At 66.7% G+C, this 24,600-nt stretch carries 26 protein-coding genes and 1 pseudogene; 13 read left to right on the top strand and 14 right to left on the bottom strand.

Going from position 1 to position 24,600, the window contains the following annotated elements; all coding sequences use genetic code 11:
- Positions 1-15: 15 nt before the first annotated feature.
- Entirely contained in the window at positions 16-273 is a 258-nt protein-coding gene (locus ACQR10_RS06525) for a hypothetical protein (protein ID WP_315800226.1), read from the top strand.
- A 1,439-nt stretch (positions 274-1,712) separates the two neighbouring features.
- Here the strand turns inward: ACQR10_RS06525 and ACQR10_RS06520 are convergent.
- Positions 1,713-2,186: a hypothetical protein gene (locus ACQR10_RS06520; RefSeq protein WP_315800225.1), complete on the bottom strand. Its 474-nt coding sequence runs from the start codon at positions 2,184-2,186 to the stop codon at positions 1,713-1,715.
- A 363-nt stretch (positions 2,187-2,549) separates the two neighbouring features.
- Between ACQR10_RS06520 and ACQR10_RS06515 the strand changes: the two genes are divergently transcribed.
- On the top strand, positions 2,550-2,786 hold the full coding sequence (locus tag ACQR10_RS06515; RefSeq protein WP_315712310.1) for a hypothetical protein: 237 nt from the start codon (positions 2,550-2,552) through the stop codon (positions 2,784-2,786).
- Between the two features lie 129 nt (positions 2,787-2,915).
- A complete protein-coding gene (locus ACQR10_RS06510) occupies positions 2,916-3,506 on the top strand; it encodes an NADPH-dependent FMN reductase (RefSeq protein ID WP_316215671.1) in 591 nt (196 codons plus the stop codon).
- Positions 3,507-3,573: 67 nt separating this feature from the next.
- On the opposite strand, the gene ACQR10_RS06505 is transcribed toward ACQR10_RS06510, so the two are convergent.
- The gene (locus tag ACQR10_RS06505; RefSeq protein WP_315800223.1) at positions 3,574-3,822 is read right to left on the bottom strand and encodes a hypothetical protein; all 249 of its coding nucleotides are present in this window, start codon (positions 3,820-3,822) and stop codon (positions 3,574-3,576) included.
- Between the two features lie 376 nt (positions 3,823-4,198).
- Between ACQR10_RS06505 and ACQR10_RS06500 the strand changes: the two genes are divergently transcribed.
- The 4 genes from ACQR10_RS06500 to ACQR10_RS06485 all read left to right on the top strand — a co-directional run bounded on the left by ACQR10_RS06500 (position 4,199) and on the right by ACQR10_RS06485 (position 8,758).
- Positions 4,199-5,086 (top strand): LysR substrate-binding domain-containing protein, encoded by an 888-nt coding sequence (locus tag ACQR10_RS06500; protein ID WP_315800222.1) that lies wholly within the window; start codon positions 4,199-4,201, stop codon positions 5,084-5,086.
- 120 nt (positions 5,087-5,206) lie between these two features.
- Entirely contained in the window at positions 5,207-6,496 is a 1,290-nt protein-coding gene (gene gabT / locus ACQR10_RS06495) for a 4-aminobutyrate--2-oxoglutarate transaminase (RefSeq protein WP_316215672.1), read from the top strand.
- Between the two features lie 40 nt (positions 6,497-6,536).
- Positions 6,537-7,835: an ArgE/DapE family deacylase gene (locus tag ACQR10_RS06490; protein WP_316215673.1), complete on the top strand. Its 1,299-nt coding sequence runs from the start codon at positions 6,537-6,539 to the stop codon at positions 7,833-7,835.
- Positions 7,832-8,758, top strand: coding sequence for a 2-hydroxyacid dehydrogenase (locus ACQR10_RS06485; RefSeq protein ID WP_316215901.1), 927 nt, complete (start codon positions 7,832-7,834; stop codon positions 8,756-8,758). The genes ACQR10_RS06490 and ACQR10_RS06485 overlap by 4 nt, the downstream gene beginning before the upstream one ends.
- Before the next feature lie 8 nt (positions 8,759-8,766).
- Here ACQR10_RS06485 and ACQR10_RS06480 read toward each other — a convergent pair whose 3' ends face one another.
- Positions 8,767-9,150: a hypothetical protein gene (locus ACQR10_RS06480; protein WP_316215674.1), complete on the bottom strand. Its 384-nt coding sequence runs from the start codon at positions 9,148-9,150 to the stop codon at positions 8,767-8,769.
- A 141-nt stretch (positions 9,151-9,291) separates the two neighbouring features.
- Positions 9,292-9,525: a DUF6894 family protein gene (locus ACQR10_RS06475; protein ID WP_315800218.1), complete on the bottom strand. Its 234-nt coding sequence runs from the start codon at positions 9,523-9,525 to the stop codon at positions 9,292-9,294.
- Positions 9,526-9,732: 207 nt separating this feature from the next.
- Here ACQR10_RS06475 and ACQR10_RS06470 point away from each other — a divergent pair, with 207 nt between their 5' ends.
- From ACQR10_RS06470 to ACQR10_RS06455, 4 genes are all read left to right on the top strand, one after another.
- A complete protein-coding gene (locus ACQR10_RS06470) occupies positions 9,733-9,915 on the top strand; it encodes a hypothetical protein (RefSeq protein ID WP_315741166.1) in 183 nt (60 codons plus the stop codon).
- 220 nt (positions 9,916-10,135) lie between these two features.
- Positions 10,136-11,020: a hypothetical protein gene (locus ACQR10_RS06465; protein WP_316215675.1), complete on the top strand. Its 885-nt coding sequence runs from the start codon at positions 10,136-10,138 to the stop codon at positions 11,018-11,020.
- The gene (locus ACQR10_RS06460) at positions 11,010-11,399 is read left to right on the top strand and encodes a cytochrome C (RefSeq protein WP_316180835.1); all 390 of its coding nucleotides are present in this window, start codon (positions 11,010-11,012) and stop codon (positions 11,397-11,399) included. Before ACQR10_RS06465 ends, ACQR10_RS06460 begins: the two co-directional genes overlap by 11 nt.
- 337 nt (positions 11,400-11,736) lie before the next feature.
- Complete coding sequence (locus ACQR10_RS06455; RefSeq protein WP_315800215.1) at positions 11,737-12,573, top strand: HD domain-containing protein; 837 nt, start codon at positions 11,737-11,739, stop codon at positions 12,571-12,573.
- A gap of 10 nt (positions 12,574-12,583) precedes the next feature.
- Here ACQR10_RS06455 and ACQR10_RS06450 read toward each other — a convergent pair whose 3' ends face one another.
- From ACQR10_RS06450 to ACQR10_RS06425, 6 genes are all read right to left on the bottom strand, one after another.
- Entirely contained in the window at positions 12,584-13,258 is a 675-nt protein-coding gene (locus ACQR10_RS06450; RefSeq protein ID WP_316215676.1) for an HAD family hydrolase, read from the bottom strand.
- 115 nt (positions 13,259-13,373) lie between these two features.
- Positions 13,374-13,781 carry a hypothetical protein gene (locus ACQR10_RS06445; protein ID WP_316180831.1) on the bottom strand — a complete coding sequence of 136 codons (408 nt, stop codon included), beginning with the start codon at positions 13,779-13,781 and terminating at the stop codon, positions 13,374-13,376.
- Between the two features lie 106 nt (positions 13,782-13,887).
- Positions 13,888-14,094, bottom strand: coding sequence for a hypothetical protein (locus ACQR10_RS06440; RefSeq protein WP_315712292.1), 207 nt, complete (start codon positions 14,092-14,094; stop codon positions 13,888-13,890).
- 132 nt (positions 14,095-14,226) lie between these two features.
- Positions 14,227-15,123 carry a hypothetical protein gene (locus ACQR10_RS06435; RefSeq protein ID WP_316180829.1) on the bottom strand — a complete coding sequence of 299 codons (897 nt, stop codon included), beginning with the start codon at positions 15,121-15,123 and terminating at the stop codon, positions 14,227-14,229.
- Between the two features lie 518 nt (positions 15,124-15,641).
- Entirely contained in the window at positions 15,642-17,708 is a 2,067-nt protein-coding gene (locus ACQR10_RS06430; protein WP_316215677.1) for a PAS domain S-box protein, read from the bottom strand.
- A gap of 64 nt (positions 17,709-17,772) precedes the next feature.
- Positions 17,773-18,510, bottom strand: a complete 738-nt coding sequence (locus ACQR10_RS06425) for a Crp/Fnr family transcriptional regulator (protein WP_315712288.1) — start codon at positions 18,508-18,510, stop codon at positions 17,773-17,775.
- A gap of 400 nt (positions 18,511-18,910) precedes the next feature.
- Here ACQR10_RS06425 and ACQR10_RS06420 point away from each other — a divergent pair, with 400 nt between their 5' ends.
- On the top strand, positions 18,911-20,986 hold the full coding sequence (locus ACQR10_RS06420; protein ID WP_316215678.1) for a methyl-accepting chemotaxis protein: 2,076 nt from the start codon (positions 18,911-18,913) through the stop codon (positions 20,984-20,986).
- A gap of 70 nt (positions 20,987-21,056) precedes the next feature.
- Here the strand turns inward: ACQR10_RS06420 and ACQR10_RS06415 are convergent.
- The 4 genes and pseudogenes from ACQR10_RS06415 to ACQR10_RS06400 all read right to left on the bottom strand — a co-directional run bounded on the left by ACQR10_RS06415 (position 21,057) and on the right by ACQR10_RS06400 (position 23,035).
- Positions 21,057-21,585: pseudogene (locus ACQR10_RS06415) on the bottom strand (DUF4142 domain-containing protein).
- 27 nt (positions 21,586-21,612) lie between these two features.
- Entirely contained in the window at positions 21,613-22,407 is a 795-nt protein-coding gene (locus tag ACQR10_RS06410; protein ID WP_316215902.1) for a DUF72 domain-containing protein, read from the bottom strand.
- Between the two features lie 95 nt (positions 22,408-22,502).
- Positions 22,503-22,709: a hypothetical protein gene (locus tag ACQR10_RS06405; RefSeq protein WP_315800208.1), complete on the bottom strand. Its 207-nt coding sequence runs from the start codon at positions 22,707-22,709 to the stop codon at positions 22,503-22,505.
- 128 nt (positions 22,710-22,837) lie between these two features.
- Positions 22,838-23,035, bottom strand: a complete 198-nt coding sequence (locus ACQR10_RS06400; protein ID WP_315755672.1) for a hypothetical protein — start codon at positions 23,033-23,035, stop codon at positions 22,838-22,840.
- A 291-nt stretch (positions 23,036-23,326) separates the two neighbouring features.
- On the opposite strand from ACQR10_RS06400, the gene ACQR10_RS06395 reads away from it, so the two are divergent.
- Positions 23,327-24,178 carry a 3-hydroxybutyryl-CoA dehydrogenase gene (locus ACQR10_RS06395; protein WP_315800207.1) on the top strand — a complete coding sequence of 284 codons (852 nt, stop codon included), beginning with the start codon at positions 23,327-23,329 and terminating at the stop codon, positions 24,176-24,178.
- The last annotated feature ends 422 nt before the right edge of the window (positions 24,179-24,600 follow it).

The following is a 24,600-nucleotide window of genomic DNA, read 5'->3' as shown; positions in this document are numbered from 1 at the left end:
TTCCGGAAGGTCCCCATGATTGATCCCGCAAACTCGGAAACGCGTCTGCGTACCACCTTCAACATCAAGGTGAACGGCAAGCCGGTCGTGATTTCGACGGTCGGGCAGGCCCATCAGTTCCTCACCAGCCTCAACGCCGTCGAGTGGATGGAGTTCAAGTCGCTGCACGACCAAGCCATGGCCGCGCTGCAGGCCGCGGCCGACAACGCGATCATGACGGTCCAGGCCACCACGGCGGTGCGCACGCTGTTCGTGAGCGCGAAGCTGTTGTGAGAAACCTGGTCCGAGACGGCTGCCGTGTCGGGCCATGCCGCGCGTGTTGCTCGCGTCGCTGTCCGCCCCTTCACACTTGGTGTCATCGCCCGGCTTGCCGCCTCCGCTAGAGCTGCGGCGCGCCCTGGCGCTCGTTGCCGCGTCGAAGCCGACAGGCGAAGACGGGACCGGGCGATCCAGCACGCCGAGGCCGTCGTGATTGCGCGAGGGGCCGCGGCGCACCGGATGCCCCGCCGGAGCCTGTCCTCGGGCTCGCCGAAGGCGAGACCCGGGGGCGGGGCATGACAGCGGTGGGAGGAGCACCATCTCGCCTCATCGTCATGCAGGGGCGCGTGCAGCGCGAGCCCGGCATCCATAACCACGAGCAGCCGTGTGAGGCATGTTGGCCGCTCCATCTCGCTCAATCATTCCTGCCTGTGAGTATGGATTCCAGGCTCGCGCTGCGCGCGCCCAGGAATGACGGTGAGTCTGTGGAAGCGCTGCTCCGCTCATGACCTCACCTTTTCGCAGACTTCGAGATGTTCACGCATGCGCTCGCGCTCTCGCGACGCTCCGCGCCCGAGGGATCCGTCCGTCTTGCCCTCTCCATAAAAAGAGGGCGCGGGGAATGCCGGGATGCTGGCCGCAACCCATGGCCCGCCTGCAGAAAAAAAGCAGGCGGCAGTCACCACAGGTTCAGCCGGGCAACCGGCATTCCCCGCGCGATGATCTTAACGGCTGCTTCGCGCGCTCCCCGGTGCGCCGGGCGTTCTGGTCACCGTGCACGATGACGCGCTTTGGGCGCGCCACCGCGGGGGCATCAGCGTCGGGATGCCAGGACCACGCGACTTGACCGTACGCGACACCAGCGTTCGTCGGCGCAAAGATGCGCTGCGCTGCCATCGCGTTCACCGCTCCTCCCGCTCCACGTCCGTGACGACCGCGAACCGCCCCTCCTGCGAGCGGGAGATGGCGCGACAAAAGCACTGAATTCTATTTAGGAAAAGCAGAATATTTTCGACGAAGGGACTGGACAGGCCAAATCAGCTTGATGGGCCTGCGGAAAATCGTTTCCGCGCGCACCGCCGTTGTTGCCGATTCAAGCCCCGGAGGTGACGCCACCAGATGGACATGCGCCTTGATTTGCCCGGCGGGCAGGCGTTCGCGTCGTTCCGATGATCGTTGTTCGGCCGAGAGCCGCGGCGTGAACATGTTTGTTAGTTGCCCGGCGCTCGCTGATCGCGCGAGGAAGCGAAGGCAGGCTGAAGCACGCTCGATGCGCGCCACGCGAAGCGACCGGGGATGGTCTTCGCGTGCATGCCGCGATGCACGCGTGGGGCCGTCCAACGCCATTGCGCGGGAGTGGATCGGCAGGGCCAAGGCCCAGATCGAGCTGCCGCTGGAGGGGTTCTACGACGGCGGCGACTGAAGCCCGCCGATGTTGCGGCGCGGCGGCCGTATCAGTTGGCCATCTCGGCGGCGTCGAGCGCGATCTCCTCGCGCTCGGCCTTCTCGGCCGCCGGAGCGTTGGCGGTCTCGGCCGTTTCGAAATCGTCCTCGGCGATCTCCTGGACCGCAGCCTCCTGGACTTCTGCCGTCTCGACCTCGGCCGTCTCGACCTGCTCGGCGGCGAGTGCGGCGGCCACGACGGCCTCCGGCTCGGCGTCGTCATTGGCCGGCGTCGCGAACAGGTTGGGGGCGGGGATGGTGGTGGGCACCACCGGCCGCTGCTTGGCCTTGTACCAGGACGAAAATTTCTGCGACAGGCCGGCTTCGAACTCGGCGAGCGGCAGGCTGTTGCCGTCCTCGTCGGTGATGACGACCTGCCAGCCTTCAGCCTCCATCACCTGTGCGTTGGCGAGAACGATGAGGGCGCTTTCGCGCTGCTTGCGGATCGTCTGCTGCTCCCGCTCAGCCACCATCGTGTACGCCATGAACCTGACTCCCACACCTGAACTCGGGACACGTGATGGTCCGAAGCACCATCAGGACGCCGCCACTACGCCGTGAGAGTGTGAGCGCGGCTGGGCCGGATTGCGTTCGCCTAATGACAATTTGGCGGCGTCTCACAGGTTCCGGCCGGCCAAGGGGAGTCGAAGATGCAACAGGCCGCAAAATTGTGGTGCAGGACCGAGAGCGCTTGTTGAAGGCGCGCCGCGACGTGTCATCATTTGATTCTGCGGCGGCAACTGCTTCGCGACATCAGCGAAGGCAGCGGGTGAACCGGACAAACAGCGGGCGAATTGGGGACGGCGATGCGAACTCATCTGTTCAGGATGCGGAATTGGAATGTGGCAATGGCGGGGCTTGCGCTGGCGATGGTCGCCAGCCCGCGCGCGGGCCATGCCTTCACGGAGGACGACCAGCGGCGGCTGTGCACGGGCGACGTCTTCCGGCTGTGCTCGTCGGAGATTCCCGATCGCGACCGCATCATTGCCTGCATGATGAAGCAGCGCGCCAGCCTCAGCGACGGTTGCCGCAGCGTGTTCGGCCGGCCATCGGAACGCTCCGCTTCGGCCACCGTGACGCGCTGAGCGTGCCACGCCTCGTTTCCGCCAGCCACGCGCCGCCGGTCCTTCGATCTGCGGCGTGACCAGAACTACCTCGATGACATGACGGCGTGTTAGCTTGGCGCGGATCGTACGGCCAGGAGTTGACCCGCCATGAGCTTCCGCATCCTCGTCCTCTACGGCTCCTATCGATCCGACCGGATGGGCATCCGGCTCGCGCAATTCGTCGTGGACGGGTTGCGCGCCAGGGATCAGGTCGTCGAGCTGATCGACGCCAAGGCGGTCGGCCTGCCGATGCTCGACCGCATGTACAAGGAATATCCGCCCGGCCAGGCGCCAGCAGCCATGGCCGAGCTTGCGGCCAAGATCCGTGCCGCCGACGGCTTCGTGTTCGTCACTGGCGAATACAACTGGGGCATGCAGCCGGGACTGAAGAACCTCACCGACCACTTTCTCGAGGAATGGTTCTGGCGTCCGGCGGCGATCGCAAGCTATTCCGCCGGCCGCCTCTCCGGGGCACGGGCCGCCACGGCGTGGCACGGCACGTTGTCGGAGATGGGCATGGTGGTGGTGTCGAGCACGCTTGCCGTCGGCCCGATCGGTCAGGCGCTGTCCGCCGACGGCAAGCCGACCGGCGATTCCGGCCAATCGCTCGAGCACGCGTTTCCGCGCTTTGCCGACGATCTCTTGTGGTGGATCGAGGCGGCCAGGGAGCAGCGGGCGCGCAGGGCGCCACCTTACTGAGTGCGGGCATCAGCGCAGGCCGGAGCGCAAGCGCTCCAGCTCTTGCGCCAAGTCCGCTCCAAGTCCGCTAACGTTGTTCCGCGCTGCCGGTCCCGTTGGTGACCGCGCGCTGACGCGCCGGGGCGCTTGCGCTCTGCCCCTGACAGGGCCGCTCCATCCAGCTCCCGTCCGGGGCCTGCTGGTAGGCGCGGCACGGCAGGGACGACGTGGCCTGATCATCCGGCTTGGATGCCTGGGAGCTTTTCGCCAGTGCGGGGGCGGCCGTCGCGACGAGGGCTGCCAGCGAACCGACGTAGATCATTTGGCTGATCCGCATCTTGGGGGTTCTCCTGCTCGAAGCACCCCCGATTCAAAGTCGAATTGTGGAAACTTTGAGGCAAATCCCGCCTGTCGTCGCAGGACGCTTAAGGATCGCTTGCGACGTCGCCTGAGGCGTTAAGGCAAATGCGCGGTCCGGCGAGCGTGGCTTTCTCAAGGCTGGCGTTGCGCCCATGCTGACGGTAAGAGCGGCATGACGCGCGAAAGCGCCCTCGTGATCCGCGATGCGGGTGCTCCGCCCGGAGCGTCCTGTGCGGTCAACGGACGCCGGCATGGCCGCCGGCGCTTCCGACATCAGCCGCGCGACCGACGGATCGTGGCGGTTCCGCTTCAGGGCGGGGAGGGAGACCGCGCAGGCTGAGAACTGTGCGAGCATGACGAGACCCCGGTTGCCCTCCCTGATCGCGCTGCGTGCCTTCGAGGCCGTCGGCCGCAAGGGCAGCGTGCGCGCCGCCGGCGACGAGCTCGCGGTCAGCCACACCGTGGTCTCGCGCCACCTGCAGAATCTGCAGCGCAGCCTGGGCGTGGCGCTGGTGCGCGCCGAGGGACGGGGCCTCGCGCTGACCGATGCCGGACGTCAGTTCCATGCCGAGGTCAGCCAGGCCTTCGACATCATCGCCCGCGCGACGATGTCGGTGCGGCCCGTGGCGCGTCCGACCCTGAACATCTGGTGCATTCCGGGCCTCGCCAATCGCCGCCTGCTGGCGCGGCTGCCCGAGCTGAGCGGCCCGCCACGCAACTGGGACATCAACCTGCAGCCGACACTGGCGCACCCCGACCTGCAGCGCGGCGAAGCGGATGCGGAGATCGTCTATGCCGAAGCGATCGACCGGAGCGGCGGCGTGGTCGCCGAGGAGCTGGTGTGCCCACGCGTATTCCCGGTCGCAAGCCCGGCCTATCTGGCAAGGTTTCCGGCGATCGCGACACTCCCGGGCCTCGCCAGGGCCTCGCTGATCCACGAGGAGTCCACCGCGCAATGGGAGCAATGGTTCGAGCTGGCGGGGTATCGCGAGCCGGTCACGTTGCGCGGGCAGCGGCTGTGGCACGCGCATCTCGCCATTGAAGCCGCCCGCTTCGGCCAGGGCGTCGCGCTCGCCAACGAGGTGCTGGTCGCCGATGATCTGCGCAGCGGTGCGCTGGTCGAGGTGATCCCATCGGCACTCCACATGGGAGCCTATCAGCTCGTCGCGCTCCGGGAGCGCTGGGACGAGCCCGCGATCGTGGCGCTGCGGGCGTGGCTGAAGAATGTGCTCGCCGCGTAGCTGCGCGCTCATCCTGCTGGGTCTGGTGCATTGCAGGCACCTGTCGTCAGGAACAAGCTGATTGATCGCGACGGCTCGCGGCTTAGCCTTCTGCTCGATTTTCCGACGAGGAGCTGAGCCATGGTTGCGAATTTGGCTGCGAACGAAGAACTGCTGGCGCGACGTCATGAGGCCGTCGTCCGGGGCGTGAGCTATGCGACGCCGCTGTTTGCCGACCGCGCCCTCAACAGCGAGGTGTGGGACGTCGAGGGCAAGCGCTACGTCGACTTCGCCGGCGGCATCGCGGTGCTCAACACCGGCCACTGCCATCCGCATGTCGTTGCCGCGATCCGGGCACAGCTCGACCGCTTCACCCACACCTGCTTCCAGGTGCTGCAATACGAGCCCTATGTGCGGCTGAGCGAGCGGCTCAACGCGCTGGCGCCGATTTCGGGGCCGGCCAAGTCGATCCTGCTGACGACCGGCGCGGAGGCGACCGAGAACGCCATCAAGATCGCACGCGCCGCCACCGGCCGCAGCGGCATCATCGCCTTCACCGGCGCCTTCCACGGCCGTACCGCGCTCGCCAATGCGATGACCGGCAAGGTGATGCCGTACAAGAAGCATTTCGGGCCGCCGCTGCCCGGCGTCTGGCACGCGCCGTTCCCGATCGCCGGCAGCAACGTGACGGTCGAGGATACGCTGTCCTACATCAACTTCATCTTCAAGGCCGACATCGACGCCTCGCAGGTCGCCGCCATCATCATCGAGCCGGTGCAGGGCGAGGGCGGTTTCCACCAGGCGCCGCCGGAGCTGATGCGGGGCCTGCGCCGGATCTGCGACAGCCATGGCATCGTGCTGATCGCCGACGAGGTGCAGACCGGCTTCGGCCGCACCGGCAAGATGTTCGCGATGGAGCACTACGACGTGCAGCCGGACCTGATCTGCGTCGCCAAGAGTCTCGCCGGCGGCATGCCGCTGTCCGGCGTGATCGGCCGCGCTGCGATCATGGACGCCGCCGAGCCGGGCGGTCTCGGCGGCACCTATGGCGGCAATCCGCTGGCCTGCGCCGCGGCGCTTGCCGTGCTCGATGTGTTCGAGCAGGAGAAGCTGCTCGACCGCGCCAATGCGATCGGCGAGCGGCTGCGTGCGGCGATCGCGCGCTTCTCGCGCGCCAACACGCTGGTTCCGGTTTCCGGTCCGCGCGGTCCTGGCGCAATGGTTGCATTCGATATCCTGAAGCAGCGCGGCAGCGACGAGCCGGATGCGGAAATGACCAAGCGCGTGACGCGCGTGGCGCACGAGAACGGCCTGATCCTGTTGTCGTGCGGCGTCACCGCGAGCACCATTCGCATCCTGGTGCCGCTGACGGCATCGGACGAGATCGTGGACGAAGGGCTCGCGATCCTGGAGAAGTGCCTGGCCGCCTGACGTGCGGCCGAGGTGAACGGGAAGGCTGGAGGTTTGCAACGTGACTGAAGCTGCGGCGGCTGTGCCGAATGACGTGATGGAGCGGCTCGCCGCCGCCGTCGATGCCAACTTCGCCAAGCAGGTCGCCTTCCTGCAGCAGCTCGTGCAGTTCCGCAGCCTGCGCGGCGAGGAAGCGCCGGTGCAGGACTGGCTGGCGCGCGAGCTCGCGAGCCGCGGCTATCAGGTCGACCGCTTCAGCCTGGGCGATGTCGACCTGATGCGCCATCCCAAGGCGGCGCCGATGGACGGCATCGCACTCGACGGCTCGCAGCAGGTGGTGGCGACGCTCGACGGCGCGGGCAAGGGCCGCAGCCTGATCCTGCAGGGCCACGTCGACGTCGTGCCGGAAGGGCCGACCGATCTCTGGAACGACCCGCCCTATGAGGCGATCGTGCGCGACGGCTGGATGATCGGGCGCGGCGCCCAGGATATGAAGGCCGGCGTCTCCGCGATGATCTTCGCGCTCGATGCGATCAAGGCGGCCGGCTTCGTGCCGGACGGACGCATTCACCTGGAGACGGTGACCGAGGAGGAGAGCACCGGCAACGGCGCGCTCTCGACTCTTTTGCGCGGCTACACGGCTGATGCTTGCCTGATCCCGGAGCCGACCGGCCACACGCTGACCCGCGCCCAGGTCGGCGCGATCTGGTTTCGCTTGCGCGTGCGCGGCACGCCGGTGCACGTCGCCTACGCCGAGACCGGCACCAATGCGATCCTGTCGGCGATGCATCTGATCCGCGCGTTCCAGGAGCACACCCGGGAGATCAACGCGCGCGCCAGGTCGAATGCGTGGTTCGCCGCGGTCAAGGATCCGATCAAGTTCAACGTAGGCATCATCAAAGGCGGCGACTGGGCGAGCTCGACGCCGGCGTGGTGCGACCTCGATTGCCGGCTCGGCGTGCTGCCCGGCGAGACGCCGGCGCAGGCCATGGCCGGCATCGAGCAATGTCTCGCCATAGCGCAGGCCGCAGACAGCTTCCTGTTGGAGAATCCGGTCGAGCTGGTGTGGAGCGGCTTCCAGGCCGATCCCGCGGTGTGCGAGCCCGGCAGCGCCGCAGAGGCCGCGCTCGCCGACGTGCATGCGCGCGTGTTCGAGCAGCCGCTGGACGTGCGGCTGTCCACGGCGGTCAACGACACCCGCTACTATCAGGTCGACTACGGCATTCCCGCGCTGTGCTACGGTCCCTATGGTATCGGTCCGCACGCGTTCGACGAGCGCGTCGATCTCGACAGCGTGCGCAAGACCACGCTGTCGATCGCGATGTTCGTCGCGCAATGGTGCGGGCTGCGGCCGGCATGATCACGGTCGCGCTTCTCAGCCGTCCCGGGCTGATGGATCCGATGCGGGCGCTGCTCTCGCGCGAGCTGCCGGGCGTGACCGTCGCGTCATGGCCGGAAGCCGCGGCGCGCGACGCCGAGCTTGCCGTGTGCTGGAAGCCGGAGCCCGGTGCGCTGGCGGCGATGCCGAAGCTGAAGCTGATGCATTCGATCGCGGCCGGCGTCGACAATATCCTGTCCGATTCCACCGTGCCGGATGTGCCGCTGTGCCGGATCGTCGATCCCGACATCTCGGCGGCCATGACCGAGTTCGTGCTGTGGGGGACGCTGTATTTCCACCGCGATTTCGATCGCGCCGTCGGCAACGCGCGGAACGGCGTGTGGCGGCGCTACGAGCAGCGTGCCGCCAGGGACCGTCGGGTCGGCATTCTCGGGCTCGGCGAGCTCGGCTCCGCGGCCGCGATCCGTCTGGTCGAGCTGGGCTTCGCGGTGAGCGCGTGGTCGCGCTCGCCCAAGGCGCTCGCCGGCGTGCGGACCCATTGCGGCGCCGCTGCGCTCGACGACTTCCTGGGCGAGACGGAGATCCTGGTCTCGCTGCTGCCGCTGACGGCCTCGACCGTGGGGCTGCTCGATGCCGAGCGTCTGGGCCGGCTGCCCAAGGGCGCCGCGCTGATCCTGTGCAGCCGCGGCGAGCATCTGGTGACGGAGGATCTGGTTGCGCTGCTGCGCAGCGGCCATCTGCGCGGCGCCGTGCTCGACGTCTTCGCGCATGAGCCGTTGCCCGCGGACCATGCGCTGTGGCGCGAGCCGGGCGTGCTGGTGACGCCGCACATGGCGGCGATCGCATCCTGGGAGGTGATCGCGCAGCAGGTCGCGGAGAATGCGCGGCGGCTGCTGCGCGGCGAGCCGTTGCTGAACGTCGTCGATCGCGCCCGCGGCTACTGATTAGTCAGCTACTCGAGTGTCTGCACCGGGGGCGCCACCGGACCGCGTGGTGCCGGCGGAGCGACAGCGATGGTCCGTGCAGGCGATGGTGCGCTGCGCGGCGCGGCCTGCGGTTGCTGCTGAGACTCGGTCATCGCAGCCTGGCTGTCCCTGACCGGACGCCGGACCTGCTGTGACCGCGCCGCGCGCGAGCGGCGGAAGCCCCAGGAGCGCGCGATCGAGGGACCTGCCGTGTAGCCGACGACCGCGCCGGCAACCGCTCCAACCGGTCCGAACACGACGGCGCCCGACAAGGCGCCCAGCGCGGCATCGCCGCCGCGGTGCTCGTCGGCCATCGCCGCCGATGCCGTCAATGTCAGCGCCAAGGCCGCGGTCGCCAGCAGTCTGGTCATGAGATGTCCCCTCCGTCGCAACAGCGCCGAAATGGCGGACAAATGTGGCGAGAAGAATGCGGGGAGTGGAACCTGTCAGGGAACCGGTAACCCTAATGCGGACACAATGTCTCAGCGCCGCGGCATGGCGCGCAGCGTCGTTCAATGCATCGCGCCGAGCACCGACGTGAACGGCATGGCGATGATTTCCTCGCCGAGATCATCGGAAATGTGCAGCACCCAGTCGCGCCAATCCTCGTCGCTTTCGGAGGAAATCAGCGAATGCATGACGCGCTCGGCGTGATCGCAGGCCTCGGCGAGATCGACGACCGCGGTTCCACGCCGATCGACGAGAAACTCCTCGGGATTGGAGCAGTGGAAGAAGACCTGCGTCATGTCCGTCTCCTCAATCGCCATCCGGCGAATCTCAGCCAGGAGTAACAGTGTGGCGGCGCACGCGAAATCGGATTGATCACGTAAGGTAAATTACGGGGAGAAGTCTAAGCCTGGGGAACCGGGCCCGCGGTGATCCATCTCACGGAACGCATCGGTGTGGAGAAAGTTGACCTGGGTTATTCGATCCGGCGACAGGAGCTCGACATGATGTCTGAAGTCCAGATCCACGCGATCGCCCGGCAGATGCTCGAGATGCACGGCGCCTCGGCCGTCGCGCAGGCTGCGCAGAAGGCGCAGCAATGCGAAGCCAGCGGCGAGGCCGAGGAGGCCCGCGAATGGCGCCACATCTCGGATGCGATGCGGATGATGCGCGGCCCGCACCAGAGCTGACATCGGTTTCCATTTTACCGAATATTGCCGCGCGTTCCGCCGGATCGACCGACTCTGCTCCGCAGCAGCCGGCGGTGGATACGTTCCGTCAAGGGAAACGTGTGCCGCATCTCATCCTGGTTTCCGACCCATTTTCCACGCAAGAATCGGGCAACATGATTCGGCGGTGGATTCGCCGACCAACGTTTGCCGGCGCGCCCGCCGTCCAGGGATTATTGCCATGGTCTTCTTCAAGCGTGAGCTGAGCCCCGTCGAGATCTTCGAGCGTGCGCTGAAGGACAAGCAGGCCGCGCGGCAACGGCTGACGGATCGCCTCCGCGTGGCCGAGGCGGCGCTGGACGAAAAGAAGGTTGCCGCAGAGCGGCTCGCCAAGGCCGGCGCCAGCAACGGGCAGCTCGATCGCGCCGAATCCAAGATGCAGGCCGTCGAGCAGAAGGCCAAGGCGCTGCGCGCAGCAGTCGCCGAATGCGATGAGCAGATCATCCTGGCCGAACGCGCCTTCGCCGACGCGGTGGCGCAGCGCGACCGCGACCGCGCCGCCAACGACATCGAGGCCGTCGCCACCGCGATCGAGCAGGCGGTTCCGCGCTTCGAGATCGGTGCGGCGGCGCTCGTCGATGCGGTGACGCGCGGCCGCGCGGCGCTGAGCGAGGCCAGCCGCTTCGCGTCCGATGTCGACGACATCCGGCGCGAGGTGATGTCCGCCGCGGAGCTGATCTGCTGGGAGCTGCGCGCGGCCGCGAGCCGCACGCGGGCCGGCAACATCAACGTGGCCCTGCTGGCGCCGCCCGAGATGCGGCAACTGCCGGCGCCCGAGACCGACCGCCAGATGATCTATACGCTGAGCCCGCTGACCTGGCGTGAGGGCGAGGAGGTGAAGCGCGTCGCCGCCTTTACCATGACCGCGCTGCCCAAGGCCCTGCTGCCGCTGGCGCTGGCGCATCAGCACGTCGACTATCTCAACGCGCGCCGGGTGCAGACGCTGATGCACGTCCATGGCGGCGGACAGCAGCAGAGCGAGCCGATGCCCGACGATCCGGCGCTGGTCGATCTCGATGCGCTGGGTGCGCAGGCCGAGGAAAGCCCGCAGGCTGATGTCGCCTGAGCGCGTCCCTGCGCGCAGGCGCGCCGGAGCGCAGCTGGGGCTTGTTGGATCGGCCGTGCTGCTGCTGATTGTCATCAGCGGTGCACGGGCGGAAAATCTCGATGCCGGTAAATCCGGCGCGCGGCTGTTTGCGGACAGCTGCGCCACCTGTCATCGCTCGGCACGTGGGCTCGCCAAGGGACGCTTCCGCCTGACGCTCTATTTGTTCCTGCAGAAGCACTACACCAGCAGCGACGACGCCGCGTCGGCCTTGAGCACCTATCTGCAGTCGGTCGATGCGCCGGCAGCCGCGCCGGCCCGTCGTCCTGCTGCGCGGCGACGGGATTATCGCGGTGAGACGCGACCGCCGCGGCCGCCGCTGCCGGTCCGGGGACGCTAGTCCGGCGGGCCGCACGACGATCTCCGCTCGCTTCGTCCTGCGAGGGGAACGGGCCGCGGCGAGTGAACGTGAGCTGCTCAGGTTCAGCCGCTCGGCCCGCAGTTTTCCGGTGTGCGCTCGTCCGGGTGTGGCCGATATCCGCAACCTGGGCTATGCTCGTCGGCCAAGGTGCTCGACGCCCCGGGGGGCCGATCTCGTGCGTGTCCGTGCGAAGCTGGCCGCCCCGAGCCGTATCGTGACGTCTCAGTCGTTCCACGAGCCGCGTTATCGTGATTGTGTTTTCGGGCGTTATGTCTTTTGACGTTGTGTTAGGGCTGTCTGAGGCAGGGCAGCGGCGATGATGACCTTACCGGAGCTCGCGGCAGCGGCGTTGGAGCGTTTCCTCAGCTCCTATATGCGACGCCGTTTCGGATCGTCTCATACCCAGTTGACGGAGATGCTTCCGGCGGCTGCGCGCATTGCACTGGAATGCATCGGCAACAGCGATGCGCTGTATCACAACGTCGAGCACACCTTGCTGGTGACGCTGGCCGGCCACGAGATCCTGCGCGGCCGTGCGCTGCACAGCCACATGACGGCGGACGACTACGTCCACGTCATCCTGGCCTGCCTGCTTCACGACATCGGCTATGTCCGCGGCCTGTTCAGGGAAGACGATGTCAACGGCTTCGTCGTCGATCGCGGCGGCCGCAAGATCTGCCTGCCGCGCGGCTCCTCCGATGCCAGCCTGATGCCGTATCACGTCGACCGCTCGAAGCTGTACGTGATCAACCGCATCGAAGGCATGGCGCCGCTGGACAAGGACCGCATCGCCCGCGCTATCGAAGGCACGCGCTTTCCGCCGCTCGCCGGCCAGCACTTCGACGAAGAGCAGTCGATCGTGCGCGCCGCCGACCTGATCGGACAGCTCGGCGACCCCAACTACATCCGCAAGGCCAACGCGCTGTATCACGAGTTCGAGGAGGTCGGCATCAACCGGCAGCTCGGCTATGAGTCGCCGGCCGACATCGTCAACCGCTATCCGCAGTTCTATTGGAACAGCGTCGCGCCGCACATCCAGACCGAGATCCGCTATCTCAACATGACCTCGACCGGGCGCCAGTGGATCGCAAACCTCTACGCCAACGTGTTCCGCGCCGAACGCGACATCTCGCTGTCCGGCCCGCAGAGCTGACTGGCGGGAGTTAGCGCCGGCCGCCGACCTCGTCGATGTGGTCGAGCAGGTCGGCCGGGTCCTCGTAGACTCGGATGGCGCCGGACTGGCGCAATTCCTCCGAGCCGTAGCCGCCGCTCAACAGGCCGACGCCGAGCGCCCGGCAGCGGGTTGCGGCAAGCATATCCCAGATGCTGTCGCCGACCACGACCGCGCGCTCGATCGGCATGTCGAGGCGGGCGGCTGCGGCGAGAAACAGATCGGGATCAGGCTTGGCGTAGCGGACCTCGTCGCGGGTCACGACGGCGCTGGTCTTGGGATCGACGCCGAGCGCGGCGAGATTGACGGCCGCCGTTTCCATTCTGCCGCTGGTCGCGATCGCCCAGGGGATGCCGGCATCGGTCAGGAAGCCGAGCAGCTCGCGGGCGCCGGGCAGGGGGCGGACCTGGCCTCCGAGCTTCTGATAGGCCGCCGCATGCGCCTTCCGCAGCCGCTCGATCCGCTCGGGCTCGATGGCATAGCCGGTCTCACGCAGCAGCTGGTTGGTGAACAGGCCGCCGCTCATCCCGATCTTGCGGTGGATGCGCCAGACCGAGAGCTCGATGCTCTCGGCATCCAGCGCCGTCTTCCAGGCCAGCACATGCTGGTAGACGCTGTCGACCAGCGTGCCGTCGAGGTCGAACAGGAAAGCGGTTTCGATGCGCATGGCTCGCTCCGGGCTGGACGTCTGCTACGCAGCAGCCGCTACGGCCAAGCGGCAGCGGCCATTCTGGTTCCCGGCCGCTGCGAGAGCTGTGCTGTGCCTGCGCCGCGAGCCCGGCTCAGCCCTTGGGACGGATGAAGCCGGCCAGCGTCTTCTTCTGCTCCTCGCACCAGTTCGTCATGCCGAGGCGGCGCTGATCCATGTCGATGGCCTGGGTGGCGACGGCGACCTCCGCCATCAGATCGTCGTCCTGCTTCTCGCCCATCTTGCCGCCGGTGTGCATATAGGCGATCGCCTTGCGCACCTTCTCGGTCGTGCCGTCAGGCATCTTCATGTCCTGCGCCTTCTGGACCAGATCCTGATAGACGACGTCGACGCCGGGACATTCGACCTTGGTGGCGAACGCCTCCAGCACCATGGTCGTATACATGTGGCGTGGCTCGGCGCTGCCCGGTGTCAGGGCCGCCAGCAATGCCGCAATGCTCAATGCCGCAAGGGTTGACGTATAAAGCAGACCGTTTCGCATCCTCTGGCTACCTCCCGCTTGTTTTCGGCGAGGCTAGCCTGTGGGCGAAGCCCGGGCAACAACGAGCGCAGTGCAGCACGCGCGAATTGATCGAAGGGGCCGCCGGCTATTTGTTCAGCCGCCGCTCCTGCTCCTTGAGCAGAACGTCGAGCTCCTCGCTCTGCTGCGCGAGGCGGTCGGCGTTGCGCTCCTCGTCGGCGGCACCCGACTGCGAGGCGGCCTGCTCGGTGATCTGGCGGATGTTGTCGCGCAGGATCGCGATGCGGTCTGCGAGGTCGGAGGCGGACAGGACGGTCGGATCGGTCAGGCTCATGAACCCCTCGGGATGCGCATTGTCAGGCGCAGCTCCTTAGCTCGGAAAGCCGCGTCGCGACAAGTGGATCGACGGCATCGATCACCCCCGCGCCAATCGGCGCGGACCGGCGCGGGCGCCTGTGCGGATCCCTTAGCGCACCGGCATTGGCGGACGCACCACGGGCTGGTCCGGATCGACCGGCGCCGACGGCAGCGGCATCGGAGCGGGCGGCGGGGGTACCATGTTGGCTGCAGCCGGCGGCGGCATGCGCGGCCGGTGCGGCACCGCTGCTCCGGGCTGTGCCGGGGTTACGGCCGCCGTCGCAGGGCGCGCGGCCGGGCGCGGCCGGATCGTCTGCTCGATGGCGCGCGGATCGAACGACCGTGCTTCCGCGGTCCGCTCGCTCGGCCGCTCGGCGGGCCTGTCGCTGGACTTGGCCTCGGCGACCCGCGCCATGTCGCGGACCATCTGCTCCTGCCCGGCCTTCAACTGTGCGAGGCTCGTCTTCAGCTCGCCGATCTGCTGGCTCAAGGCAGCCAGGTCGTGGGCCATCGATTGCAGCAACTGCGCCTGCTCCTGCGACGCGGTCGCGCCAGCCGCGCTCGTTGCGTGCTCCTGCGCCTCAGCCGGCGCTTCTGCGGCCGTCTGCTGGGGCGCGGTCGCGGCCGGCTGTGCCGCGGCATCCTTGTCGGTGTTCGATGCCAGCGAGATCCGCGGCATCCAATGCGCGATCATCTCCTGGGCCTGGTCTCCATAGCTCTGCCAGGCGGCTGCGGCGACCGCGCTGCCGACCGCGAACAGCACCGCCAGAATGGTGCGCACGGCCCAGGTGGCGAACGTGCTGCGCTCTCCGGTGACCGCGAAGTCGCTCGTCGCCTGCGTCCTGTAGTCAGGGTCGATCTTCGGCGAGGGTACATCCGGTGGCCGTTGCGAGCTGCGCCTGTCCGCTTCGGCGGCGGTGCGATCGGCGCGGGCCGCCAGCACGATCTCGGGATCGATCACGGCATGAGGCTGCTGATCGCCGTCTTTGGTCGTCGTTGCAAGCATTGACGCTCCGTCCTCCGTTGTCGTCCGCCTCGCAGGCGGCGCTCGGCTCTGTTCCGATGCGTCGTCCTACCAACGCCTCATGCACCAACGCTTCGCGTACTCACGCCGCATCGTACTGACGCCTCGTGACACCAACGTCGGATGACGACTGCGCCACGGGACGTTCGGCCTCTCCGGCCGCATCAGCACAGAACCTGGATACCGGTTGTCCCTCGTGCCCACGCATCTGCATGTTCACGGTCGTCCATCTTGGCCAGAGCCGCATGCTCAGGAACGTCCCATCATCGTTCCGTCGCGACGCTCGGCTGATTCCTAATCTCATCGACACTTGGTCATATCCGCCCGAACCAAGGCGAAGACATGGCGGTTGCGCGACCCATGCGACCTCCACCTCAGGCCGCAGGCGGAGCATACCCCGAATGCACTGCGAAGGCTATGCCGACGGCGTTCGCCGTGCCGGCGAGATCCCCGGCCGTTGTGACCGACCGGTGCCGCGGAACGAAGCTTCGATCGGCCCGTCAACGCTTGAGAATGTCGCGTGTGGGCAACCGGATTTCGCAGCAGAGGCCGCTCGGCTCAAAGCGCCGGACGACGCGGGCACCGACCTCGTACGGCAGCATCTGTTCCAGCAGTACGGTTCCAAAGCCCTGGCGCTGCGCAGCCAGCGGACGGCCGGACATGCCGGTCTCGGTCCAGTCGATGACCAGCCAGTCGGCCGCGTCGCGCTCATCGAGCCGCCATTCGATCCTGATGAAGCCCCGCGGCACGGTCAGCGCGCCGTATTTCAGCGCATTGGTCGCGAGCTCGTGCATGGCAAGCCCGATGCTCTCGGCCGCCTTCGGCCTCAGTCGCACCTGGGGGCCCGACAGCGAGAATTGCCTGTCCTCGCGCGCGGCTCCAGCGCGCAGCTCATCGGCGATCAGCTCGGCCAGATCGAAACCGGCGAGGGGATCGCGCGTGACGACCGCCTGGATGCGCGACAGCGCCGTGATGCGGCCTTCGAGGTGACTGGCGAAATCCTCGACACTGTCGCTCGAATCGCCCGTGCGGCGGATGATCGAGCGGATCACGGCGAGCATGTTGCGGACGCGGTGCTGCAGCTCGGCGAGCAGCAGCTTCTGGTGCTCGGAGGCCGAGACCAGCGCCGTGATGTCCTGGGTGATGCCGCCGATGCGCTGCACCCGTCCCAGCTCGTCGACCATTGGAAAACTACGGATGCGCAGCCAGCGCGCGACGTCGTCCGGCTGCGTGACGATACGGACATCCAGGCTGTCGCGCTGGCCGCGCCGGGCGCGCTCGAGGCTCTCGACGGCGCGGGGCCGGTCCTCCGGCAGCATGAGCTCGGTCCACGATGCGAGATGGTCGCCGCGGAGCACAGCGGTGCGCGGCACGCCATAGATCGTCTCGAATGCGGGGCTGAGATATTCCCAGTGCAGGGTCTCGGCATCGCGGATCCACACCACGTCGGAGGATGCTTCGCCGAACTGGCGGAAACACGCCTCGCTGTCGCGCAGCGCGGCCTCGGTGCGCTTGCGGTCGTCGATGTTCATCGCGAGCTCGACCAGGGTGCCGTCGCCGAGGTCACGGCCGGCGAACATCATCCAGGCGCGTTCGCCGTCCTTGCGAAAATACTGCTTCTCATAGGGACCGATCCGACCGGTCTGCCGCAGCAGCTCGATCTGGTCGCTCGATGTACCCATCCATTCCGGGGGGGTCAGGCTCTTCCAGGTCAGCTGGCCGCTGTCGATGTCCTGACGCGAATAGCCTGTCATCGCCAAGAAGGCCTCGTTGGCGTCGACCAGGGTGCCGGCTGCATGATCGAAGAACAGCACGCCGACCGAATCGATCTCGAGGAGGCGGCGCAGCCGATGGTCGCTGGCATCGCTGCCGTTCGAATGCCGCTGCCGTGCGGACGGCCCGGCCTCCGGCAGCTCGCTGCAGCCGAGGCAGACGGCGAGCTCGGGATCGGTCCGTGCGAGGGCAAGCACGTCCGAATCGATCGCGAGCAGGTGTGCATCGGCCCAGAAATGGGCTGTGCGCAGATAGGCGAGGAAGGCCGCCAGCAGATCGAACCTGGTGTCGCCGAAGGCATGTCGGATTGCGCGCCGCGAGCGGTCGAAATCAGCACGCTGCATGAACAGCACCGACGCGGCCTCGAACAGGTCCGCCTCACCGTCGCTGCCCGGCTCCGGGATGTCGAGCGGGGGCTGGATGAGCTCGAGCCGGTCGAGCGCCGCCGCGGTGCGCGCGGGATCCGCGAGCGGCCGCGCGAGCAGGTGACGCGCCCGATCGATCGGCTCCGGGCGGGACATCGAGTCACCCGCGGGCTTGCCAGATCCAACCAGAAATCCGAAATGCCGGGTCAGACAATAGGGCGAACGGTTGAGGCGCGACAGATGGACGGCGAGCCGCTCCTTGAAAAGGGCCGGAAGCGGGGTGTCGAGATAGGCGCATTTGGCGAACTGCCAGAGCTGTCGGGTCGCCTCAGGCGCAGACGGCGCCGACCTGAACAGGTTGGGCATCAGCCCGAGGCGCTGCACGATCTCCTGCTCGAAGGGTCCATCCACCATGCGCTGTTCGACCATCGCCGTTTCCCCGGCAGAGTGCCGAGACAGTCAGCATAGCGCAAGCGCCAGCGCTCCGAACCTCTCACTCATTCGCGTCGAGCTGGCGGCCTTCGCGATCCAAATGCAAGTAATTCGCGTTGAACAGGCCGGCGCTCATCAAGCGCTCGAGGTCCGGAAGTACCAGCATCTTGCCCTTGAGCACGATCAGGTTGCTGGCGCGCAGTTCCTGCAGCGTGCGGTTGACGTGGACCTTCGACAGGCCTGTCGCCTCGGCGAGATCGGCCTGAGTGAGCGGGAAGCTGCAGCTGCTGTCGTCGGCCAGGCCCGCCAGGCGTAGCCGGAAGAACAGTTCGCACAACAGGTGAGCCATGCGTTCGGACGCCGTGCGTTGCCCGAGATTCATGGTCCATTCGCGCTGGATTGCGGCGTTGACCAGTGTCTCCCACCAGAACGCCGTTGCAATGCGCGGATAGCCGGCGCTGATCTCGTCGAAGAACTCGCGCGGCAGATCGGCGATCGACACCGGCGTGATGGTGCCGATCGAATGGTCCATCTCGCGCAGGATGAAGATGTTGAGATCACAGATATCGCCGGGCAGGAAGAACGAGACGATCTGGCGGCGGCCGTCCTCGAGCTGCTTGTAGCGGCAGGCCCAGCCGTTCAGGATCAGATGCACGTCCTTGGGCTTCTCGCCTTCACGCGCGATGTCGGTGCGTGGCGCGAAGGTCCTTACCCGTTGAGCCGCAGCGCGGTTGAGCATCAGGCGGTCGGCCGCAGAAAGGCGGACGAAATTCTCAAGCTTGCGGACCAGATGACTCAAAGAGTGGTTCCCCCGAATTAGTTTATTGGGGTTCCAAGCGGCGCGACTTCAATAACTTATGTTAGCATGATACCGCGTTGACCGCTGATCTTTCTGCACCTGCGCAAGGAACCAACGCGTTGTCGATGTGCGTGGGTCTGCTGCCGCAATCTCGGTGATGATTTCGCCATCGCGCGATGGTCGGAGCATGAGCGACATCGCGCGAGTCCGACCTGCACTGCGCGCTTCTGTCGTCGAACTCTCATGAAAGTCGATGATGAATCACTGTCGAGGCCCGTGAAAATACGGGAATCGACGTGCGGCCGCGACGATTTGCCCCCCGGCGGCGTGCCTGCACAAGTTAATAGCCTCTTAGGCTGCGCTTCCTAAGTTGACCGAAACAATCAACTGGAAATGCACGATGCGAGTCGGTCAGCTCTTTGCGGTATCGATGCTCTCGGTCACGGCGCTTGCCTGTGTTCTCGGAGGCGAGGTGCTGGTATCTCACTATCGCGCCTACGCGAGCAGAACCGAAGCGATCAAGTCAGTCGACGCGTTCGCTGCTGTGCTCCTTGCAGGCCAGGCCGTCGCGGGATTGCGGGCGCCGTTCGTCACGCCGATGTTCCAGGACGTTCCGGCCACTCCTGTGCAGCTGGACGCCGTCGACAAGGCCGGGCAGCAGGCCGACGCCGCCTTCGCCAAAGCGAAAGCGGCCGTTGAGACGCTCTCCGACAGCCAAGCCATCTTCGACGGACTGAACGCCGCCAAGGCAAAGCTCACCGACGTGCGCACGATGGTCGACCGCGCCGTGAGATTGCCGCTGAATGCGCGCGACCCGGCTGCGATGAAGGGATTCCTGCCCGGCTTGACCGACGTGCTGAAAGCGGTCGAGCCGCTGCTCAACCGCCTCGAGAACCGCGTCGCGACCGCCGATGCATCGCTGACGCCGCTGCTGTCGATTGCGCGCATCACGCAGGATCTGCGGATCACGGCCGGCGGCCGCGCCGCGATGCTGGCCCCGGCGCTCGGCGCCAAGCGTCCGCTGGCCCCGGCCGAGTATTCCAACATCGATCGTGCGCAAGGCCGGATCGAGGTCGATCGCGAACGAATCGAGTCGAGCATCGATCAACTCGGCAATCCTCCGAAAGTCGCGCAGGCGATGTCGGAGGCGGTCGAAGCATATTTCAACAACGCTGCGGGACTGATCGAAAAGGAGATCGCGGCGTCGCGCAGCAATGCCGGCTACACGCTGTCACCGGAGCAGTTGGGCGGCACCGTCGTGCCGCCGATCGGAAAATTCCTGACCGTTCGCGACAATGCGCTGGCCGAGGCACGGACGCGCGCCGAGACGGCGCGGGACGATGCACTGGTGATGTTCGGGATCGGCAGCGGCGCGGTGCTCGCGCTGCTCGGCATGCTCGGCGTCGTGACCTTCATGCTGCGCCGTCGCGTGATCGCGCCGCTGGCTGCGCTGACCGGCGTGGTCGGCGACCTCGCGGCCGGCCGTGACGACGTTGTCGTTCCGGCCAGCGATCGGCAGGACGAGATCGGCACGCTCGCCGGCTCGCTGCAGGTGTTCAAGGATGCGCTGCTGGCGAAGAAGGCGGCAGACCGGGCCGCAGCGACCGAGGCGGAGGCCAAGATCCGGCGTGGACAGCGGGTGGATACGATCACCCGCGAGTTCGAGGCCGTCATCAGCGAGATCGTCGATGTCGTGTCCTCGGCGTCGACGGCGCTCGAGAGTTCGGCAGGAACGCTCACGACCACGGCCGAGCAGTCCGAGCGGCTCGCCACCACCGTCGCTTCGGCGTCCGAGGAAGCCTCGACCAACGTGCAGTCGGTGGCATCAGCGACGGAGGAAATGTCATCGTCGGTGACGGAGATCGGCCGCCAGGTTCAGGATTCGGCGCGCGTCGCCAACGAGGCCGTGCAGCAGGCGCAGCGCACCAACGATCGTGTCGGCGAGCTTGCTAAGGCTGCGGCCCGCATCGGCGACGTTGTGGAGCTCATCAACTCGATCGCCGGCCAGACCAACCTGCTGGCGCTCAACGCCACCATCGAGGCGGCACGCGCTGGCGAGGCGGGGCGCGGCTTCGCCGTCGTGGCCTCCGAGGTGAAGGCGCTGGCCGAGCAGACCGCGAAGGCGACCGACGAGATCAGCCAGCAGATCAACGGCATCCAGGCGGCCACGCAGGAGTCGGTGAACGCGATCCGCGATATCGGCGAAACCATCGAGAAGATGTCGGAGATCGCCTCGACGATCGCATCCGCGGTGGAAGAGCAGGGCGCGGCGACGCAGGAGATCTCGCGCAGCATCCAGCAGGCGGCCCGTGGCACGCAGGAGGTCTCGGCCAACATCACGGATGTGCAGCGCGGCTCCAGCGCCACCGGTCAGGCGTCGGCGCAGGTGCTGAATGCGGCGCAATCGCTGGCCGGTGAAAGCACACGCCTGAAGCGCGAGGTCGCGCGCTTCCTGGGCTCCGTGCGCGCCGCGTGACGACGGGACTGCACGGCACTGCATTCCAACATCATGAGCGCCGGCTCGGACCGGCGCTCATATCATTCGCTCACTTGCCCTTGTCGAGGGTCTGCGCCATGTCGAGATGATGCTGCAGGGCCGGCAGGGTCTTGCCGGCCCCGTCCTTCAGCGCCGGATTGTCGCCGCCCTTCGCATAGCGCTCGAACAGCGACACCGCGTCCTTGTGGGCGCTGATCTGCATGTCGTCGAAATCCGAGCTGAAGTCCTTGCCGCTCGCTGCCTTCAGCTTGTCGAGCTTGCTCTGATGCGCGTTGTCGACAGCGGCGGGCAGTTGGACCTTGACCTTGCCGCTCTCGACCATGCTCTTCAGCTCGGTCGAAGTCCTGGTGTGATCCTTGACCATCTGCGCGGCGAAGCTCGTCTCCAGCGTGTTGCCCTTCGCCGAGCCGGCTCGATTGCAGTTCGAACATGTCGCTGATGGCGACCTGCTTGACGCAGTCCTCGGTGCTCGGCGCAATGCCGAGCGCCGAATTCACCCCGGTCTTTTCGCCGACTGATTGAGCGAGGGCAGGGCCGGCCAGCACCAGGCAGCCGAGCGTGACGCGTGTGAGCCGCATGGGTCGTTCCTCTCGTTGGTTGCAGACCTAAACCGAGAGATGTGCACGATGTCCCGACGAACTGGCGCGCGCGGCGCGGCGTGCCTGGTGAGAAGATGCCGCGAGCAGCCGGCGTAGCCGCAGAGCGTCGGCGGGCGCCGCGCTCTTCTGGTCGTTGTCGAAATAGACGTAGACGTCGATGCCGTGCGACGCCCAGGCGCGAATGCGCTTGGCCCAGGCTTCGAGTGTCGCGTCCGGATAGTTGTCCTTGTAGCGGCCGCCCGGGCCATGGCCGCGCACATAGACGAAATCGGCCGTCCGCCTCCACGGCGCCGGCGCGTCGTGATGGTCCGACAGGCAGAGCGAGATGTTCGCGTCCCTCAGCAGGCGCATGATCGCCGGTGTGTACCAGCTCGGGTGACGGAATTCGAAGCTGTAGCGCCGGTGCGTCGGCAGCAGCGGGAGAAACGACTCGAGCCGTTCTCGATTCGCTTCGAATTGCGGCGGCAGCTGGAACAGCACGGGGCCAGCCTTGTCGCCGAGCAGCGACAGCCGGCTCTCCATCAGCGCGATGCTGTTGACCGAGCGCGCAGAGAGGCGCTTCCAATGCGTGATGAACTTGGAGGCCTTCCAGGCGAAAACGAAATCGGGCCCGGTCTGATCGCGCCAGCCACGGACGGCAGCTTCCGTCGGCGTCCTGTAGAACACGCCATTCAGCTCCGTGGTCTCGAACTGGCTGGCGTAGTAGGGCAGCTGATGTCTGATCAGCAGTCCCGGCGGAAAGAACGCGCCGCGCCAGGACCCGTAGTGCCATCCCGATGTGCCGATCACGACCCGGGCCATCATCGTCCTCTCGCCGAGACCAGACCTCGAAAGCAAAGCGTCGTGAGGGCGTTCGGGTTCCTTTCAAAGCCGCAGCAGACGATACGGCGCGCGCTCTAGCGCTCGGCGGCGTGCAGCACCGGTGCGCTCAACAGCTCGTTGATATGCGCCGCCGTCTCCGCCTGCATCGCCTTCTTCAGCATGATGTCGCGCTCGGGGCCTACGGGAAGACGTGCTGCCGCTTCGCGGGCAGCTGTTGCAGCCTGCTGCAGCCGCTGGCCGAACGACACTGTCTGCTTACGCCGGTTCCGGGTGACGCTCATGGCGAACTCCTGTTGCTTCAAACAGGACTCTGCGAGCCTGCCGGCCTTGTGTCGCTAACACACGTTAGCGTGCAGTTCACTATCCCTGGAGGTCCTGTTGGAACAAGACGACAGCGTCGCGGTGCTGATTAGTTGTTCGATCGATCTGGGTCATTGCCCGGAACGCTGAGATGCACCTCGTGGCCTTGCTTGATGGCCAGCGTCGCGGCTGATGCAGCGGATTCGAACGCAGCCTCCTTGGTCGCGTAGTCGCCATGGGCGTTGCCGTCATGCAGAACGCTCCAATGATCGTCGACCGCGACGATGGCGTATTGAGCCAGTCCCATGTCCTCCTCCATTCTTCGCGTCATTGGGTCGAAACGCTCGGGGACGCCCGATGCCGTGCCGCGGGCGCGGCTCGTCTCGGCGGGCACGAGACCAACCAGAGCAGGTTGCATCCGTTCCTGCGCATGCGGACCAACCCTGGCCGGATGCGCCCGCTTCCCGATGCCGGCGAACCGCGGGGCAGCCGGCCCGTTCTCAGCCCTTGCGTTGGGTCTACCCCGCGGGCCGATAGCCTGTTAAGCAACGGCGCAGGACGGGGCGGTCCCCGCGGAAGAGACTGAGAGGAAACGGCAATGATTCAGACGGTCGGCATCATCGGAGCAGGCACCATGGGCAACGGCATCGCGCAGGTTTGCGCGGCCGCGGGCGTGCCGGTCGTCATGGTCGACATCTCCGAGCAGGCGGTGGCGCGCGGGCTCGCCACGGTGGGCTCCAGCCTCGATCGCCTGGTCAAGAAGGAGAAAATGACGGCCGCCGACAAGGACAAGGCGCTGTCGCTGATCACCGGCACTGCCGACAAGGCGAAGCTGTCGAGCTGCGATCTCGTCATCGAGGCCGCCACGGAGAACGAGGAGCTGAAGCTCAAGATCCTCAAGGACCTCTGTGCCGGCCTGAAGCCCGAGGCGCTGATCGCGACCAACACCTCCTCGATCTCGATCACCAAGCTGGCCACCGCCACCGATCGGCCCGACCGGTTCATCGGCATGCACTTCTTCAATCCGGTGCCGATGATGGCGCTGCTCGAGCTGATCCGCGGCCTGCAGACCTCGGATGCGACCCATGCGGCCGCCGCCGATTTCGCCAAGCGGATCGGCAAGGTCGCGATCACCGCGAAGAACAGCCCGGGCTTTGCCGTGAACCGCATCCTGTGCCCGATGATCAACGAGGCGATCTTCGCGTATTCGGAAGGCATTGCGACCGCGGCGGACATCGACGAGGGCATGAAGCTCGGCTGCAATCATCCCATCGGTCCGCTGGCGCTGGCCGATCTGATCGGCCTCGACACGATGCTGTCGGTGATGGAGGTGTTCTACAATGGCTTCAACGATCCGAAGTATCGGCCGGCGCCGTTGCTGAAGGAAATGGTGGCCGCAGGCCAGCTCGGCCGCAAGACCGGCAAGGGCTTCTACGACTACGGCAAGTAGCTACAGCCAAGTAGCTACGGCCAAGTAGCTACAGCCAAGTAGCTACGGCATTGTGCGACGCGAGCGGCGGGTGGCCCATGCGCCCGCCGTGCCTCGGTTGACGATCGACTACTCGGACGACGGATTGGCGGACGACGGATTGGCGGACGACGGATTGGCTGACGACGGATTGCGTTGACGATGGATTGCGTTTGGAGGCGCGTGGGAGGACCACAGAACCACAGCTCCCCAAATGAGAGCTGCCGAGTTCGCACTGATCCGATGATCCAGATTCACGGCACAGCGCCGGGTGGGCAAGGGGCCATGCCTCGCTGATGCAGCCCACAAAGCCGCGACCCGGCGTGCCGTTCGTGATTTGCCGCTATGCGATGGTCCGAGCGATTACCGTCGCACTCAGCGGGCCTGGTACGGAGGTGGAGTCA

The organism is Bradyrhizobium sp. HKCCYLRH2060 (assembly GCF_051168135.1).
Taxonomy (GTDB): domain Bacteria; phylum Pseudomonadota; class Alphaproteobacteria; order Rhizobiales; family Xanthobacteraceae; genus Bradyrhizobium.
The sequence above is the reverse complement of the archived record's forward strand: the minus strand, read 5'-3'. Positions and strand labels throughout refer to the sequence as shown.